At 68.0% G+C, this 15573-nt stretch carries 13 protein-coding genes; 6 read left to right on the top strand and 7 right to left on the bottom strand.

Translation table 11 applies throughout. From position 1 onward, the window contains the following. On the bottom strand, positions 1 to 857 hold an 857-nt coding region (locus CON77_RS13520; RefSeq protein WP_101049963.1), incomplete at its 3' end, for a motility protein A. A gap of 209 nt (positions 858 to 1066) precedes the next feature. Between CON77_RS13520 and CON77_RS13515 the strand changes: the two genes are divergently transcribed. Further along, positions 1067 to 2044: a GMP reductase gene (locus CON77_RS13515; protein ID WP_101049961.1), complete on the top strand. Its 978-nt coding sequence runs from the start codon at positions 1067 to 1069 to the stop codon at positions 2042 to 2044. Positions 2045 to 2229: 185 nt separating this feature from the next. Beyond that, positions 2230 to 5205: a bifunctional diguanylate cyclase/phosphodiesterase gene (locus CON77_RS13510; RefSeq protein ID WP_232788542.1), complete on the top strand. Its 2976-nt coding sequence runs from the start codon at positions 2230 to 2232 to the stop codon at positions 5203 to 5205. Here CON77_RS13510 and CON77_RS13505 read toward each other — a convergent pair. From CON77_RS13505 to orn, 3 genes are all read right to left on the bottom strand, one after another. Beyond that, a complete protein-coding gene (locus tag CON77_RS13505; RefSeq protein ID WP_101049959.1) occupies positions 5130 to 6839 on the bottom strand; it encodes a DEAD/DEAH box helicase in 1710 nt (569 codons plus the stop codon). The two genes, CON77_RS13510 and CON77_RS13505, sit on opposite strands and share 76 nt — an antisense overlap. 323 nt (positions 6840 to 7162) lie before the next feature. After that, positions 7163 to 8776: an inorganic phosphate transporter gene (locus CON77_RS13500; RefSeq protein ID WP_198552386.1), complete on the bottom strand. Its 1614-nt coding sequence runs from the start codon at positions 8774 to 8776 to the stop codon at positions 7163 to 7165. Positions 8777 to 8866: 90 nt separating this feature from the next. Further along, positions 8867 to 9469 (bottom strand): oligoribonuclease, encoded by a 603-nt coding sequence (gene orn, locus CON77_RS13495; protein WP_101049955.1) that lies wholly within the window; start codon positions 9467 to 9469, stop codon positions 8867 to 8869. 59 nt (positions 9470 to 9528) lie between these two features. Between orn and CON77_RS13490 the strand changes: the two genes are divergently transcribed. Next, positions 9529 to 10806 carry a M48 family metallopeptidase gene (locus CON77_RS13490; protein WP_101049953.1) on the top strand — a complete coding sequence of 426 codons (1278 nt, stop codon included), beginning with the start codon at positions 9529 to 9531 and terminating at the stop codon, positions 10804 to 10806. Further along, positions 10803 to 11714 (top strand): ribosome small subunit-dependent GTPase A, encoded by a 912-nt coding sequence (gene rsgA, locus CON77_RS13485; RefSeq protein WP_101049951.1) that lies wholly within the window; start codon positions 10803 to 10805, stop codon positions 11712 to 11714. The genes CON77_RS13490 and rsgA overlap by 4 nt, the downstream gene beginning before the upstream one ends. A 40-nt stretch (positions 11715 to 11754) precedes the next feature. Here the strand turns inward: rsgA and CON77_RS13480 are convergent, their stop codons facing one another. Then, entirely contained in the window at positions 11755 to 12699 is a 945-nt protein-coding gene (locus CON77_RS13480; RefSeq protein WP_101049949.1) for a CobD/CbiB family protein, read from the bottom strand. 61 nt (positions 12700 to 12760) lie between these two features. Continuing rightward, a complete protein-coding gene (locus CON77_RS13475) occupies positions 12761 to 13420 on the bottom strand; it encodes a CoA pyrophosphatase (RefSeq protein ID WP_101049965.1) in 660 nt (219 codons plus the stop codon). A 97-nt stretch (positions 13421 to 13517) separates the two neighbouring features. On the opposite strand from CON77_RS13475, the gene CON77_RS13470 reads away from it, so the two are divergent. Both CON77_RS13470 and CON77_RS13465 read left to right on the top strand, forming a co-directional pair. After that, complete coding sequence (locus CON77_RS13470; protein WP_101049947.1) at positions 13518 to 13895, top strand: ComEA family DNA-binding protein; 378 nt, start codon at positions 13518 to 13520, stop codon at positions 13893 to 13895. 111 nt (positions 13896 to 14006) lie between these two features. Further along, positions 14007 to 15317 carry a Glu/Leu/Phe/Val family dehydrogenase gene (locus CON77_RS13465; RefSeq protein WP_101049945.1) on the top strand — a complete coding sequence of 437 codons (1311 nt, stop codon included), beginning with the start codon at positions 14007 to 14009 and terminating at the stop codon, positions 15315 to 15317. 42 nt (positions 15318 to 15359) lie between these two features. Here CON77_RS13465 and CON77_RS13460 read toward each other — a convergent pair. Next, positions 15360 to 15573: DUF1178 family protein (locus CON77_RS13460; RefSeq protein WP_157826971.1), on the bottom strand; the 214-nt coding region annotated here is incomplete at its 5' end.

Here is a 15573-nt window from a genome sequence, read left to right as displayed (position 1 = left end):
GCCGGCGCCGCCGGCCGGGCGGCCGCAGGCGGAGCGGCCGGCGGCGCCACGGGCTTGGCCGTGCCCCCCCGCGGGGACGGGTCTGCCCCGTCAAAAATCTCGTCCTCGTGGTAGGCCACAAAGGACTTGAGGGTTTCGCGCATCAGCGACGGGCTGCGCTTGGCGGTCATCATGGCGATGCCCTGCATGACCATGTTCATCAGCACCACGCGCTGCTCGGTGCGGCGCTCGAGCTTCACCGCCACCGGCTTGAACACCAGGTTGGCGAGCAAAATGCCGTAGAACGTGGTCATCAGCGCCACCGCCAGGTGGCGGCCGATGAGCTGCATGTCCCCCCCTCCCAGGATGTCCATCAGGTTGACCAGACCGACCAGGGTGCCCACCATGCCGAAAGCCGGGGCATAGCTGGCCATCACGCGGAACAGCTGCGCCTCGGCGGCCTCCTGGGCCTTGAGCCGGGCGATGCGCCACTGCATCAGGTCCAGGATGTCTTCCTCCGGCGTGCGCTCGATCACCAGCTGCACGCCACTGCGCAGAAAGGGGTTGGTGATCCGCTTCAGCGCCTTCTCCACCGCCACCGGGTCGTCCCGGATCCACAGGCGGGAGATGTCGACCAGTTCCTCGATGTCCTTCTGGGTGTACTGGCGTTCGTTGCGGATGACGGTGTTGATCAGCTTGAACACGCGCACCACCTCCTTGAGCGGGTAGCTCAGGAAGGTGGCGGCCATGGTGCCGCCCAGCACGATGCCCAGGCCGGGCAGGTCAATGAAGAGCAGCGGGTCTTCCGCCGCAAAAAACAGGACCACGACCAGCAGAAACACGCTGGCCACCATCCCGATGAGGGTGGATGGGTTCATCCCCGGACTCCTGGCGCGGGCACACACGCGCCTGCGGGTGATTGTGCCCCATAAGCCCGGGCGTATACGCGGCATCGACGTCACGGCATGGCGCACCCCGGGGAGGCGGCCTAGAATCGGTCACCGGGCCCAAGTTTTTTGGCGTCCGGTTGTCGAAGGCCGGACCCAGACCAAGCGCTCACGCACAACCCGTTCAAGGAGCCTGGTTCATGGAAATTTTCGACTACGACAACGTCTTGCTGCTGCCGCGCAAATGCCGGGTGGACAGCCGCGCCGAATGCGACAGCTCGGTCCAGTTGGGGCCGCGGCGCTTCAAACTCCCGGTGGTGCCGGCCAACATGAAAACGGTGGTGGACGAGCGCATCGCCGAATGGCTGGCGCGCCACGGCCATTTTTACGTGATGCACCGCTTCGACCTGGACAACGTGGCCTTCGTGCGGCGCATGCACGGCCAGGGCCTGTACGCCTCCATCTCGCTGGGCGTCAAGGCGGCCGACGTGGACACCGCCCAACGCCTGGCCGCCGAAGGCCTGGTGCCCGACTACATCACCATCGACATCGCGCACGGCCACGCCGACAGCGTGCAGCGCATGATCGCCCTGCTCAAGCAGGTGCTGCCGCAGAGCTTCGTCATCGCCGGCAACGTGGGCACGCCCGAGGCCGTGATCGACCTGGAAAATTGGGGGGCGGACGCGACCAAGGTCGGCATCGGCCCGGGCAAGGTCTGCATCACCAAGCTGAAAACCGGCTTCGGCACCGGCGGCTGGCAGCTGTCGGCGCTCAAGTGGTGCGCGCGCGTGGCCACCAAACCCATCATCGCCGACGGCGGCATCCGCGAGCACGGCGACATCGCCAAATCCATCCGCTTCGGCGCCACCATGGTGATGGTCGGCTCGCTGCTGGCCGGCCACGAGGAATCGCCCGGCCAGACGGTGGAGGTCGATGGCCGGCGCTACAAGGAATACTACGGCTCTGCCTCGGACTTCAACAAGGGCGAGTACAAGCACGTCGAGGGCAAGCGCATCCTGGAACCGATCAAAGGCCACCTGGCCGACACCCTGCGCGAGATGCAGGAAGACCTCCAAAGCTCCATCAGCTACGCCGGCGGCCGGCAGCTCATGGACATCCGCAAGGTCAACTACGTGATCCTCGGCGGCGACAACGCGGGCGAACACCTGCTGATGTGAGCCGCGGGCGGTCGCGGTTTTTCGGTGGCGCAGGCACGAATTGCCGCTACAGTCCTTGTCACAGAAAATGGTCAGTAATCCTGTGACAAATAAACCAGACACCGCCCCACCGTCGTGCGCGCAACGGCACGCCCACCCGTCGGAGCCCCCGCCGGGCCGCTCCGTCCTGCGACCGGTGCCCGGCCATGCGTGACCGCGCCCCCGGCCCGGCCCGGCGCCACCGCATGACCGCCCTGCTGGTGTTCGTGGTCACCCTGCTGGCCCTGGGCAGCCTGTCATGGCAGCTGGAACAGCGCCGCAGCGAGGCCCAGCGCGCCACCATCCTGACCGTGGCGGGCGATCAGGCCCAGGCCATCGAAAGCCGGATCCAGCGGCTGATGTCCGCCACCTATTTGCTGGCCGCCATCGTCAAGGTCAACGGCGGCGAAGTGCCGCGCTTCGAGGAAGTCGTGGGCCAGCTTCTGCCGTTCTACCCGGGGGTCACGACTTTGTCGCTGTCGCCCGGCGGGGTGGTCCGGCACGCCGTTCCCCTGGAGCAGAACCAGGGCATCCTGGGCTTCAACCAGCTCGCCGACCCCAGCCAGAGTCCGGAGGCCTTCCGCGCCCGCGACACCGGACAACTCACCCTGGCCGGTCCCATGCCCCTGGTACAGGGCGGGATGGGTGCGGTCGGGCGCCTGCCCATCTTCCTGCCCGACCCGCGGGCCCCGTCAGAACGCTTCTGGGGTTTCGCCAACGTGACCCTGCGCTTCCCGGACGCACTGGCTGCCACAGGCCTGGAGGGGCTGGCCGAACTGGGCTACGACTACGAACTCTGGCGCGTGCGGCCGGAAGACGGGCAGCACCAGACCATCTCGGCCTCGGCCAGCGTGCTGCAGGGCCAGCCCCTGGTGGAGCCGGTGGACAAGACCCTGCGGGTGCCCAACGCCGAATGGACCCTGAGCCTCGCCCCGCGCCACGGCTGGGGCCCGCCACTGAACCTGGGCATCCTGGCCCTACTCAGCGTCCTGTTCAGCGCCATGCTGGCCTACCTGGTCAAGCTCCTGCTGGACCAGAACACCCAGCAAATCCAGCTCGAAGCCGAGGTGGCCCAGCGCACCCAGGACATCGAAGCCACCCGCCAGGACCTGCAGGCCACCCTGAGCGCGGTGCCCGACCTGCTGTTCGACCTGGACGCCACGGGCACGGTCCACGGCGTACACGCCCAAAGCCACACCGACCTGCTCTTGCCCACCGCCGACATCGTCGGCCGCAACGTCCGCCAACTGCTGCCGCCAGAGGTACAGGAGGTGATTTTTGGCGCCCTGGACGAGGCGGCCCGGCATGGGCGCTCCATGGGCCAGCAATACAGTCTGGAACTGCCCCACGGCACCCAGTGGTTCGAACTGTCGGTCACCGCCAAGACCGCCGCGGCGGGCCCCGGCGACCCGCCCCAGCGTTTCATCGCCCTGGCGCGCAACGTCAGTGCCCGCAAAGAGGCCGAAACCCAGTACGCCCTGGCCGCCCAGTTCTTCAGTGGCAGCAGCGAGGGCTTCGTCATCACCGATGCGCAGCAACGCATCGTGCAGGTCAACCCCGCCTTCACCCAGATCACCGGCTACGCCGAAAGCGAGATCCTCGGACAGAAACCCAGCGCACTGTCCTCCGGGCGCCACGGCCCGGCGTTTTACGCGGGCATGTGGCAGGACATCGAGCAGCACGGCCACTGGCAGGGCGAGGTCTGGAACCGGCGCCACAACGGCGACGAGTACCCGGAATGGCTGTCCATCAGCCGGGTGCAAAACAGCGCCGGGCAAACCACCCACTACATCGCCATCTTCAGCGACATCAGCCGCCGGCGCGAGCAGGAAGCGCGCATCCGCCACCTGGCCTACTACGACCCGCTGACCGGCCTGGCCAACCGCACACTGCTGCGCGACCGTGTCCAGCACGACCTGGGCATGGCCCGGCGCCACCAGGCCCCCCTGAGCCTGCTGTTCATCGACCTCGACCACTTCAAGCAGGTGAACGACTCGCTCGGCCACCAGGTGGGGGACGAATTGCTCAAGCAGGTGGCGCTGCGGCTGCAGGCCATGCTGCGCGAACAGGACACCGTGGCCCGACTGGGGGGTGACGAATTCGTCGCCGTGCTGCCCGAGACCGGGGCCACCGGGGCCACGCACATGGCCGACCTGATGCTGCAACGCCTGTCGGCCCCCTACCCGCTGCAACAGCAGGAACTGACGGTGACACCGTCCATCGGCATCGCGCTGTTCCCCGAGGACGGGGGCGACTTCGACACCCTCTACCGCTGCGCCGACACCGCCATGTACCGCGCCAAGCAGGAAGGGCGCAGCAAATACGCCTTTTTCACCACCGAGATGCAGGCGCGCTCGATCCGGCGCCTGCAATTGGAAAACGCCTTGCGCCGGGCCATCGAACGCGGGGAACTGGACCTGCATTACCAACCGCAGGCCACGCTGCAGGATGGTCGGCTGATCGGGGTCGAAGCGCTGCTGCGCTGGCAGCACCCCGAATGGGGCGCGGTGTCACCGGCCGAGTTCATCCCCATCGCCGAAGGCAGCGGCCAAATCCTGGCGATAGGCGAATGGGTGTTGCGCCAAGCCTGCGACCAGATGCAGCGCTGGCGCGAGCTGGGCTGGGGCGACCTGGTGGTGGCGGTCAACCTGTCGGCGGTGCAGTTCCGCCAGCCGCAATTGCCGGCCCTGGTGCAGGGCATTCTGGAGAGCAGCGGCCTGCCGGCGCACTGCCTGGAGCTGGAACTGACCGAAAGCACCGCCTCGCACGACCCGGAGGCCGCCATCGCCACCATGGACGAACTGCACCAGCTGGGCCTGCGCCTGTCGGTGGACGACTTCGGCACCGGCTACTCGTCGCTCAACCACCTCAAGCGCTTCAGTGTGCACAAGCTGAAGATCGACCAGTCCTTCGTGCGCGGCGTGCCCGCCGACACGGACGACGCCAGCATCGTCGAAACCATCATCCAGATGGCGCGCAGCCTGGGGCTGGTCACCATCGCCGAAGGCGTGGAAACCCCCGAGCAGCGGGAGTTTCTGCGCCAACGCGGCTGCGACGAGATGCAGGGTTACCTGCTGGGACGGCCCTTGCCGGCGAACGGCTTGGAAGCGTGGGTGCGGGGACGCTTGTCGCCGAAGGACTGACGGCCCTCGGGTGCGGCAAAACCAACCCGTGCACCTTCGCCGGCCGGGCGGGCACCGCGCGGGGCAAAAGCCTTGTCGTGGAAACGGTCACCACCGCGGTCACCGCGGTCGTTGCGGTCACCGCCGTGGCCATGGCCGTAACCCTGGCCGCGACCGGCAAAACCGCCGCCCGACGGACCACCGCGGAAGCGGTCACCGCCGCCACCGTTGCGGCCGCCACGGCCCGGACCACCGCGGCGGTCGCCGCGGTCGTTGCGGAAGTCGTACACCGGCTTCTTGGGCTCTAGACCGGGGATGGTCGCGGTCTTGATGACCTGCTGGCTGTAGGCCTCGATCTCGCCGATCTTGCGGCGGTCGCGGAACTCGGCCATGGTCACGGCCAGGCCCTTGCGACCCGCGCGGCCGGTGCGGCCGATGCGGTGGGTGTAATCCTCGGCCTTCATCGGCAGGCCAAAGTTGAACACGTGGGTGATGGTGGGCACGTCGATGCCGCGGGCGGCCACGTCGGTGGCCACCAAAATTTGCACTTGGCCGTTGCGCAGCGCCATCAGGCGGCGGTTGCGCAGGCCTTGGCTCAGCGCACCGTGCAGCGCCACGGCGGCAAAGCCGGCCTGCTGCAGGTCTTCGGCCAGGGCGTCGCACTCGATCTGGGTGCTGGCGAACACGATGGCCTGGTCGATGCTGGCGTCACGCAGCCAGTGATCCAGCAACTGGCGCTTGTGTTCCGGGCTGTCGCACCAGTAGAGCTGCTGCTCGATGCTGCTGTGCTTGTCCTGCGGGGTGTCGATCTGCAGGCGCTGCGGGTCGCGCATCACGCGGGCGGCCAGCGATTGGATGCGCGGCGCGAAGGTGGCGCTGAACATCATGGTCTGGTGGCGCTTGATGGTGAGCTGGTTGATCTCGGCCAGGTCGTCGGAGAAGCCCAGGTCCAGCATGCGGTCGGCTTCGTCCACCACCAGGAAGCGCACCTGGTCGAGCTGGATCTGACCGCTGCGCTGCAGGTCCAGCAGGCGGCCGGGGGTGGCCACCACCAGGTCGGCGTTCTGCAGCTTGGCGATCTGCATCTGGTAGGGCATGCCACCCACCACGTTGGCGATGCGCAGGCCGCGGCAATGCTTGACCAAGTCGATGGCGTCGTGCGCCACCTGCTGGGCCAGTTCGCGGGTGGGGCACACGATCAGGGCGCCCGGCACGGCCGGCTTGAAGTGGCGGGCCAGCAGAGGGTTCTTGCGCTTGGAGCGCTTGGGGGCGGGCTTGCCTTCGGCTTCGGCCTGCTTCACCAGGGCGTCCCACTCGGCCTGTTCGCGCGCGTCGGCTTCGGCCTGCAATTCGATCAGGGTGTGCAACACGGGCAACAGGAAGGCGGCGGTCTTGCCGCTGCCGGTCTGGCTGGAGACCATCAGGTCGGTGTAGGCATGGCCCTCGACCCCGACCTTCATGGCCTTGGGGATGGCGGTCTGCTGCACCAGGGTGGGCTGGGTGAAGCCCAGGTCGGTCACGGCCTGCACCAGGGGGGCGGCCAGGCCCAGCAGGGCAAAGGGGTTGGGGCCAGCCGGCACGGCCACCGGGGCCTCGGCGGCCACGGTCTGATCGACCAGCTGGTCGAGTTGAGAAGTTGCTTGGAAATCCGTCATGTCATTCGTCCTTGCGCGTCAACGCGCGACAGAACAAAGCGGGCGGCGGGAGCAAAGAAGGCCCCCGGCTCGTCCGATCCGTTCGTGGTCACAAAAAACATCAACCACAAACAAATCGGCAAGCCCGCTCGCCCCCAACGGGGCGAACACACGGAACATGCAGGAGGCGTTTCGAAGTCTGTTGAACAGACTGGCCGGTGGATGTCACCGGCACGAGGCCAGAGCGTGAGGCAGATGTGCGAAAGTGCCGCCCACTGGACAGCACTTTTTAAATTATCGCACAGGACCCGGGTTTTCCCCAAGCTTTTTGTGAGCGACCGGCCTCACATGGCCGTCAAGAAGGCGGCAATGGCGTGGTACACCACCGCCGCCAGCACCGCCGTCGCCGGCACGGTGACGATCCAGGCGGCGACGATGCGCATCACCACCGAGCGTTTGACCAGCTCCTTCTTGTAGGCCTTCTTGAAAGCCTTGCGCTCCTTCTTGTCGAAGGCATTGCCTTCGCCCTGGGCCGAGGCAGCCTGGACCGGACGCGCTGCCGCGCGCTTCTTCATCTCGGCCAGCATGCGTTTTTTCTGCTGCACCGGCGCTGCCTCGAACTGGGCCAGGTAGGCCTCGACGGCTTCGCGGTCCTCGCCCTGGTGACCGGCGCGCACCACCGCCTCCATCTTGGCGTAGTTCACCTTCAGCAACTCGCGCAGGAAACCCACGCCAAACACCGCACCGATGGCGATGTGGGTGGACGACACCGGCATGCCGAAATGCGAAGCCACAATCACCGTGATGGTGGCCGACATGGCGATGGAGTAGGCCCGCATGCGGTCGAGTTCGGTGATCTCCTTGCCCACGGTCAGGATCAGGCGGGCGCCATACAGCGCCAGCCCCACCGACAGGCCCAGCGCCCCGAGCACCATGACCCACATCGGCGTGGCCGCCTTGGCCGCGACCGCACCGGTCACCAGGGCCTCGAAAATCGCGGCCAGCGGGCCGATGGCGTTGGCCACGTCGTTGGCGCCGTGGGCAAAGCTCAACAGAGCCGCCGAGAACACCAACGGCCAGGTGAACAGGGCGTTGACACCGTCCTTGCTGTTGGGCTGTTTGCGCGCGGCCTTGGCCAGCGGCTTGGACACCAGCAGGAACACCAGCACCGCGATGACAAAACCCCAGAACACCGCGGCCCCGAAGGACACCTTGATGAGTTGCGACACCCCCTTGAGCAGCATGTAGGTGCCGAAGGCCCAGGCCATCAACGCCACCAGCAGCGGCACGGTGCGGGTGGCCGCGCGCGTCATGTCGGCCTTGTAGGTGATGGTGTGCTTGATCAGGTACAGGAAGGCTGCCGCCACCACCCCACCCATGACCGGTGAGACCACCCAACTGATCACGATGGAGCCGATCGTGCCCCAGTTGACCAGCCCCCAGCCCCCGGTGGCGATGCCGGCGCCCATGACCGCGCCGATGATGGAGTGCGTGGTTGACACCGGGGCCCCGAGCATGGTGGCCAGGTTCAGCCAGACCGCACCGGCGATCAGGGCCGAGAGCATCAGCCAGGTGAACTTCTCAGGATCGGAAAAGGCATCGGCATCCACGATGCCGCCCTTGATCGTGCCCACCACCTCGCCCCCGGCGACGATGGCGCCCAGGGCCTCGAACACCACCGCGACCAGGATGGCCCAGCCCATGGTGATGGCGCCCGAGCCGACGGCCGGCCCCATGTTGTTGGCCACGTCGTTGGCACCGATGTTCATGGCCATGTAGCCGCCCACGGCGGCGGCCACGACCAGGAACCACAGCGCCTGGTTGCTCAGGCCCGGGATCGATTCGGTGTTGAATGCGGCGTAAAGACCGACCGCGATCAGGAAAGCCACGGCCGCGGCCAGGCGCAGCATCTGACGCAGACGCTCTTCGCCAGCCCGTGTGGCGGGTTTCAGTGACATGTTCATGTGGTGTTTTTTGTTGGGAACACCCCGCTGGCCCTCTGACGGGGCACGGTCGGTGGTGTCGGGAAAGGACGGGAAACGCGGGAATCATCGCAGGAAATGGTGGCGGTAATGCTCCAGTTCGTCGATCGACTCGTGCACATCGGCCAGGGCCGTGTGCCGCTGGTGTTTCTTGAACGCGGCATACACCTCGGGCCGCCAGCGCTTGGCCAGTTCCTTGAGGGTGCTCACGTCCAGGTTGCGGTAATGGAAATAGGCCTCCAGCTTGGGCATGTACTTGACCAGAAAGCGCCGGTCCTGCCCGATGCTGTTGCCGCACATGGGCGAACCGCTGCGCGGCACGTAGCGCTTGATGAAGTCGAGCAACTGCGCCTCGGCCTCGGCCTCGGTCAGCGTGCTGGCCTTGACCTTGTCGATCAGGCCGCTGCGGCCATGGGCCCCCTTGTTCCAGTTGTCCATGGCGTTGAGGACCGCGTCGCTCTGGTGGAGCACCAGCACCGGTCCTTCCACGCGCGGCGTGAGCTGGGGCCCAGTGACGACCACGGCGATTTCGAGCAGGCGTTCCTTCTCCGGGTCCAGACCGCTCATCTCGCAGTCGAGCCAGACCAGGTTCTGGTCGCTTTTGGACAAGGGGGGGCCGGCCGGCGCGGTGTCGGGTGCGGGGGTTGCTGCGGCAAGGGAGGCACTCATGGGGCGTGATTTTCGCCGATCTGGCGCGGCCTTCGGCCAGTTTCGCTAGACTCACGCCGATGAACCTCGACTCCACCCCCTCGGCCACCGTGTGGACCGCCGCTTTTTGCGTGCTGTTGCTGGCCGGACTGCTCACCCGCCTGTGGCTGGCCTCCCGGCAAATCCGCCACGTGGCGCGCCACCGCGATGCCGTGCCGCCGGCCTTTGCCGGCGCGGTGGACCTGGCCGCACACCGCAAGGCGGCGGATTACACCGTGGCCAAATCGCGCCTGGGCCTGCTGGACATGGCCTGGGGCGCCGCGGTGCTGGTGGGCTGGACCCTGCTGGGCGGCCTGGACGCCTTGAACCACGGGCTGCAAGCCCTGTTCGGGGCGGGTCTGTGGCAGCAACTGGCGCTGCTGGGCGCTTTCTTTCTGATCGGTGGTTTGCTCGAACTGCCGCTGAGCTGGTACAAGACCTTCCGCGTGGAAGAAAGCTTCGGCTTCAACAAAATGACGCTGGGCCTGTGGCTGAGCGACGGCCTGAAAAGCGCCCTGCTGGGGGCGGCCATCGGCCTGCCGCTGGCCGCCCTGGTCTTGTGGCTGATGGAAGCCGCAGGCGCCTTCTGGTGGCTCTGGGCCTGGGGCGTGTGGATGGGTTTCAACCTCTTGCTGCTGGTGCTCTACCCCACCGTCATCGCCCCCCTGTTCAACAAATTCGAGCCCCTGAACGACGAGGGGCTGCGCCAGCGCATCGAAGCGCTGATGGCGCGTTGCGGCTTCGCCTCCAAGGGCCTGTTCGTGATGGACGGCAGCAAGCGCAGCGCCCACGCCAACGCCTACTTCACCGGTTTCGGGCCGGCCAAGCGCGTGGTGTTCTTCGACACCCTGCTGCAGCGCCTGAGCCCGGGCGAGATCGACGCCGTGCTGGCCCACGAACTGGGTCATTTCAAGCACCGCCACGTGCTCCAGCGCATCGCCCTGATGTTCGTGCTCAGCCTGGTGGGCCTGGCCCTGCTGGGCTGGCTGTCGGCCCAGACCTGGTTCTACACCGGCCTGGGCGTCAGCCCCAACCTGGGCAGCCCAAACAGCGCCCTGGCCCTGCTGCTGTTCGCCAGCGTGGTGCCGCTGGCCACCTTCTTCATCACGCCCTGGACCAGCCACCTGTCGCGCCGGCAGGAGTTCGAGGCCGACGCCTACGCCCTGCAACACGCCGATGGCCGCGACCTGGCCCAGGCCCTGCTCAAGCTCTACAAGGACAACGCCAGCACCCTCACGCCCGACCCGCTGTTCGTCAAGTTCTACTACTCCCACCCGCCGGCGGGTGAGCGGCTGGCACGGATGCCGGCGCAGGCATGAGCGCCACAACGGCGGGCCTGCCGGCCGGGCTGGTGGTGGCCACCTACGGGCGGCACTGCCTGGTGGAAAACGACGCCGGTGAGCGCCGCATCTGCCACCCACGTGGCAAGAAAAGCCAGGCGGTGGTGGGCGACCGGGTGCTGTGGCAGCCCAGCGGCGACGAAGGCACGATCGAACGGGTACAACCCCGGCGCAACCTGCTGTACCGGCAGGACGAGATCCGCACCAAATCCTTCGCCGCCAACCTCGACCAGGTGCTGGTGCTGCTCGCGGCCGAGCCCGAATTCTCCGAGAGCCAGCTGATGCGCGCGCTGATCGCGGCGCGGGCCGAGGGCATCCCGGTGCTGGTGGTGCTGAACAAGCGCGACCTGGGCGCGCTGTTCGACCGCGCCTGGGCGCGGCTGGCGCCCTACCGCGCCATGGGCGAAACGGTGTTGCCACTGGCCCTGACCGGCGACGACGACAGCGTGGACGCGCTCAAAACCCGGCTGCTGGGCCGCACCACCCTGGTGATGGGCCCGTCGGGCGTGGGCAAGAGCACGCTCATCAACCGCCTGATCCCACAGGCCCAGGCCGACACCGCCGAGATCTCGCGCGCCCTCAACTCGGGCAAGCACACCACCACCAGCACCACCTGGTACTGGCTGGACGGCACGCGCCAGACCGCCCTGATCGACTCCCCCGGTTTCCAGGAATTCGGTCTGCACCACCTGGAGGCCACCCGGCTGGCGTCGTTGATGCCCGATTTCGCCCCGCACCTGGGGCAGTGCCGCTTCTACAACTGCACCCACCTGCACGAACCCGGTTGCGCGGTGCGCCAGGCCCTGGCCGCAGAGCCGGGCATTTCGCCCAACCGCTACCGGCTGTACGGCGAGTTGTTCGCCGAACTGTCCCAGCCCCGTTACTGAAGCGTCAGCCGGCTGCCCCAGGGCGGCACGCCGGCTGCGTTCAGACCAGGCGGGCCAAGACCGCCAGGGCCAGCAGCAGCAGCCACAACACGACACTGCGCCAAACCAGCCCGACCACACTGGCCAGGTGGGCGAGTTGCGGGGTGCGGCCGTCGGTCACCACGGCCGGATCGGCACCCTCCACGCCCCAGCTGCCCAGCGGCTGTCCACCCAGACGCACGTTGATGGCTCCCGAGGTGGCGGCCAGCAGGATGCCTTCGTTGAGGTCGGTAAAGCGGCGGGCGTCCTGGCGCCAGTTGGCCACCGCTTCCTCGAAATTGCCCACCACCGCAAAGCCCAGGGCCGTGACGCGCACGGGCAAGGCGTCGATCCAGGCCCAGGCCAGGCCTGCGGCCCGCTGGACCGCCGGGCTCGGGCCGGCCTCGGCCTCCTGGGCCTGCCAGGCACGCGCGACGTATTCGGCCAACCGGTACAGCACGGCACCGGCCGGTCCCAGGCCCACCGCGGCCAACAGCACGAAGCACACCAGCACCCCGAACACGTGGCGGTGTGCCTGCACCACCGAATGCTCGATCACGTGGCGCAGCAATTCCTGGCGCGGCAACTGGTCCACGGCCACCCCACGCCACGCCGCCAGCGCCGCCCGGGCCCGGCCTTCGTCGCCGGCCTCCAGGGCCTCGCGGATCGCGGTGAAATGGTGGCTGAACTGACGAAAGCCCAGGGTCAGGTAAAGGTTGAGCACCGTCCAGGCAAAGGCCAGCAGCAGGCTCCAGTGCAGCAGGGCCGCATACACCCCCGCGGACACCGCCGCGGGCAGCACCACGGCCACCAGCCAGGCCAGCCAGCCGTGCGGGGACTGGCCCGCATCCAGCGTGCGGCGCACCCAGCGGACCCAACCCTGGACCGCGCCGTGCACCGGGTTGCCCTCAGACAGGGGTCGCGCCTGCTCCAGCATCAGCGCCAGCAAAATCGCGAAAAAACTCATCTCGGCATCATAGCGACCACACCGCCCACCCCGCACTCGACTGGGCAGGGATTTCCCGCACTCAGGCGCTCAAAAAGCGGTAGAGGTTGCGCAGCATGCCGGCCGTGGCCCCCCAGATGAAGCGCTCCTGCACGCCATCGAGGTAAGGCATGGAGAACCACTGCCGTGGCCGCCCTTCCCACAGCATTTCGTGGCGGCGGTGGTGGGCCGGGTTCATCAAAAAGGCCAGAGGCACTTCGAACGCATCGGCCACCTCCTGCGGGTTCGGCTGGAGCCGGACGCCCGCATGCACCAGCGCCACCACCGGCGTGACCACAAAGGCCGTGCCGGTGGTGTAGGGGGGCAGGCAGCCCAGCACCTCCACCGCCTCGGGCGGCAGGCCAACCTCTTCGTGCGCCTCGCGCAGGGCCGCGGCTTCGGGGCTGGCGTCGTGCGGATCGATCTTGCCCCCTGGAAAAGCGATTTGCCCGGCGTGCGTGGGCAAGTGGGCGGTGCGCTGGGTCAGCAGCAGCGTGGGTTCGGGGTGCTGCACCACAGGCACCAGCACCGCCGCCGCGCGCAGGGCGTGGTGGGTGAAGCGGGGCTCGCGCCGCACCTCGGGCTCCCAGACCGGGGGCCGGACGAAACGCGCACGCAGTTGCTCGGGGCTGAGCCACTCGGGCGCGACCGCGGGCAGATGGGCATCGACGCCCACCAAGGGCACGGTTTTCGGATCGAACATGGGCAAGGCCAGGCCCACCGCGCTGGCGCAACGGCAGGCCCCTGGGTTAAAGTGGCGACACAGGATTGTGCAACGACACAACCACAGGGAGTGGGGCATGAGACATGCATGGAAGTGGCGCCTGTTGGCGCTGGCCGCGGCGCTGTGTGGGACCCACGCCGCCGCTATGGTGGACGTCAACCAGGCACCGCCCGACGACCTCATGGCCATCAAGGGCATCGGCCCGCAGACCAGCGCCCGCATCGTCGCAGCGCGCCGGGTCACCCCTTTTCGGGACTGGCCCGACTTCATCGAGCGAATGCCCGGCATCGGCCCGCAGACCGCGGCCAAGCTGTCCGGCCAGGGCCTGACGGTCAACGGTCGGCGTTTCGACGCACCGCCTGGGGCCGCACCTGCCCGCGGCCCCCAGAACCGCACCGTGCCCGTCACCGAGTGGCAACCGATGGTGCCCCGCCCCCTGGAACCGGTGCGCTGATCCTTTTGCATGAGCCATGCAATCGATGCATAAACCCATCGCAGCTTGGCCTTGGACAAGCCCGTCAGGCCTGGGTAAGCTCCCGCCCATGTTCCACAGCCACCGTTTGTCATGACACCGACACGCACCCCCACGGCCGCACCGACCGCCCACGCCCTGCCCTCTTACCTGCAAGCCGACCACCTCGGTCCCTGGGGCATCTTCCTGCAGCAGGTGGACCGCGTCACCCCCTACCTCGGCGATCTGGCGCGCTGGGTCGAGACCCTCAAGCGCCCCAAGCGCACGCTGATCGTGGACGTGCCCATCCTGCTGGACAACGGCACCGTGGCCCACTTTGAAGGCTACCGGGTGCAGCACAACACCTCGCGCGGCCCGGGCAAAGGCGGCGTGCGCTTCCACCAGGACGTGACCCTGTCCGAGGTGATGGCCCTGTCGGCCTGGATGTCGATCAAGAACGCCGCCGTCAACGTGCCCTACGGCGGGGCCAAGGGCGGCATCCGGGTCGATCCGCGGCAGCTGTCGATGGGCGAACTGGAGCGCGTCACTCGGCGTTACACCAGCGAGATCGGACTGATCATCGGCCCGACCAAGGACATCCCGGCCCCCGACGTCAACACCAACGAACAGGTCATGGCCTGGATGATGGACACCTACTCCATGAACGTGGGCGAGACAGCCACGGGCGTGGTCACCGGCAAACCGGTGGACCTGGGTGGCTCCCTCGGCCGGCGCGAGGCGACCGGGCGCGGTGTCTTTACCGTGGGTCTGGAAGCGGCCGGACGCATCGGGCTGGACGTGGCCACGTCCGCCGTGGCGGTGCAGGGCTTCGGCAACGTGGGTGGCGTGGCCGCGCGCCTGTTCGCCGAAGCCGGGGCCCGGGTGGTGGCGGTGCAGGACCACGCCGGCACCGTCTACCGCGCCAGTGGCCTGGACGTGAGCGCCCTGCAGGCCCACGTGGCCGCGCACGGCTCGGTGCTCGGCTTCCCCGGGGCCGAACCCCTGGCCAACGACGCCTTCTGGGACGTGCCCTGCGACATCCTGATCCCGGCCGCACTGGAGCAGCAGATCACCGAAGCCAACGCCGGTCGCATCCAGGCCCGGCTCGTGATCGAAGGGGCGAACGGCCCCACCACCCCCCTGGCGGACGACATCCTGCACGAGCGCGGTGTGCTGGTGCTGCCCGACGTGATCGCCAACGCCGGTGGCGTCACGGTCAGCTACTTCGAATGGGTGCAGGACTTCTCCAGCTTCTTCTGGAGCGAAGAAGAAATCAACCAGCGCCTGGTCAAGATCATGCGCGGCGCGCTGGACACGGTCTGGCAGGTGGCTGAGGAGCACCGGGTGAGCCTGCGCACCGCCACCTTCATCGTGGCCTGCCACCGCATCCTGCGGGCACGCGACCTGCGCGGCCTCTACCCCTGAGCCACACGGCGCTGCACCACCTGCGGGAGGTGCAGCGGTGGATCACTGCAAGGGTCCGTCGAACACCGGCAGGTCGGGCAGGGGCAGCACCACGATGCCCTCCTCCAGCAATTCCAGGGCCTGCGCGCCGCTGGCGCGGCCCCGGATGTCGCGGCGTTCGGCCTCGCCGTGGTGCATGCGCCGGGCCTCTTCGGCAAAACGCTCGCCCACGTCCTCGGTGCGCGCCGCCACCTCGCGCATGGCCTGCCACCAGGCG

This window comes from Macromonas nakdongensis (assembly GCF_002837145.1).
In the GTDB taxonomy this organism is placed as follows: domain Bacteria; phylum Pseudomonadota; class Gammaproteobacteria; order Burkholderiales; family Burkholderiaceae_C; genus Macromonas_B; species Macromonas_B nakdongensis.
The sequence above is the reverse complement of the archived record's forward strand: the minus strand, read 5'-3'. Positions and strand labels throughout refer to the sequence as shown.

Coding starts and splice junctions, on each gene's coding strand:
- CON77_RS13505 (WP_101049959.1), bottom strand. CDS start 6,839: ATGACGGATTTCCAAGCAACTTCTCAACTCGACCAGCTGGTCGATCAG.
- CON77_RS13475 (WP_101049965.1), bottom strand. CDS start 13,420: ATGTTCGATCCGAAAACCGTGCCCTTGGTGGGCGTCGATGCCCATCTG.
- CON77_RS13515 (WP_101049961.1), top strand. CDS start 1,067: ATGGAAATTTTCGACTACGACAACGTCTTGCTGCTGCCGCGCAAATGC.
- CON77_RS13470 (WP_101049947.1), top strand. CDS start 13,518: ATGAGACATGCATGGAAGTGGCGCCTGTTGGCGCTGGCCGCGGCGCTG.
- CON77_RS13500 (WP_198552386.1), bottom strand. CDS start 8,776: ATGTCACTGAAACCCGCCACACGGGCTGGCGAAGAGCGTCTGCGTCAG.
- CON77_RS13510 (WP_232788542.1), top strand. CDS start 2,230: ATGCGTGACCGCGCCCCCGGCCCGGCCCGGCGCCACCGCATGACCGCC.
- CON77_RS13490 (WP_101049953.1), top strand. CDS start 9,529: ATGAACCTCGACTCCACCCCCTCGGCCACCGTGTGGACCGCCGCTTTT.
- CON77_RS13465 (WP_101049945.1), top strand. CDS start 14,007: ATGACACCGACACGCACCCCCACGGCCGCACCGACCGCCCACGCCCTG.
- CON77_RS13480 (WP_101049949.1), bottom strand. CDS start 12,699: ATGAGTTTTTTCGCGATTTTGCTGGCGCTGATGCTGGAGCAGGCGCGA.
- rsgA (WP_101049951.1), top strand. CDS start 10,803: ATGAGCGCCACAACGGCGGGCCTGCCGGCCGGGCTGGTGGTGGCCACC.
- orn (WP_101049955.1), bottom strand. CDS start 9,469: ATGAGTGCCTCCCTTGCCGCAGCAACCCCCGCACCCGACACCGCGCCG.